Below are 787 nucleotides of genomic sequence, written 5' to 3'. Positions count from 1 at the left end.
CGTTTTCTTCAGCTTTTTCATATCGCTCGCCACCACTTTTGCTGTAGCATATCTCTATACCAATAGATTTTCGATTACCAACTCCGTTAGTGCCATCACCACAATGCCAAGCAGCTTTATTAAACGGCACACATTGTATAACCTCTTTGTCATCAACTGCAACGTGATAACTAACTTGATTATTGTTACGATTATGATAAGCGACTTCGTTAGCTGCCGATGCATCATTAGCTGTATTGTGCACTGTGATACATTGAGGTGCCATAGCATACGGACACTTTAATTTGTGTTTGTTAGATGGTAATAGTACTTGTTTAAATACGTAACTCACTTAGCACCCTCCTCGCTCAATCCCGTTTTATCTCGCACAATTTTCAATAGATTTTTAACATACGGTGGCATTGGAGCCCCCATTTTAACGCCGTTTTCAGCTATACTAATAAACTCAATAGCAATATATGCAAACGCTGCACCGTCCCCAATATAGCCTCCGAAAATATCAAAATCGACATATTGACCTGCTGTAAATTCAAGTGCATATACCATTCCGATTAGCACTAAGATGTACATTTTTCGTGCAAACCCAGTAAGTCCAACACGACTGTTAAGATCCTTATTAATTCCTGCAGCAACTAGCCCAGTTACATAATCTGCAAGCATAAATAAAATGAGGATAGACACCGCTACCCCCACTAAATCAAACATATATGATATCACTGCTCCAATAACTCCACTGATAAATGCTACTTTGTTTTCCATGCCCTCGCTCCTTTTCTGCCCATAAAAA

At 39.3% G+C, this 787-nt stretch carries 2 protein-coding genes; both read right to left on the bottom strand.

What is annotated here, in order from left to right:
- Window positions 1-331, bottom strand: a 331-nt coding sequence (locus V4T18_RS18290; RefSeq protein WP_332651889.1) for a peptidoglycan recognition protein family protein, incomplete at its 3' end; no start/stop codon positions are given.
- The gene (locus V4T18_RS18285; protein ID WP_332651887.1) at window positions 328-759 is read right to left on the bottom strand and encodes a phage holin family protein; all 432 of its coding nucleotides are present in this window, start codon (window positions 757-759) and stop codon (window positions 328-330) included. The genes V4T18_RS18285 and V4T18_RS18290, both read right to left, overlap by 4 nt.
- Between the last annotated feature and the right edge of the window lie 28 nt (window positions 760-787).

This window comes from Lysinibacillus sp. 54212 (assembly GCF_036662795.1).
In the GTDB taxonomy this organism is placed as follows: domain Bacteria; phylum Bacillota; class Bacilli; order Bacillales_A; family Planococcaceae; genus Lysinibacillus_B.
This window is presented reverse-complemented; position numbering and strand designations above follow the sequence as displayed.

Coding starts and splice junctions, on each gene's coding strand:
- V4T18_RS18285 (WP_332651887.1), bottom strand. CDS start 759: ATGGAAAACAAAGTAGCATTTATCAGTGGAGTTATTGGAGCAGTGATA.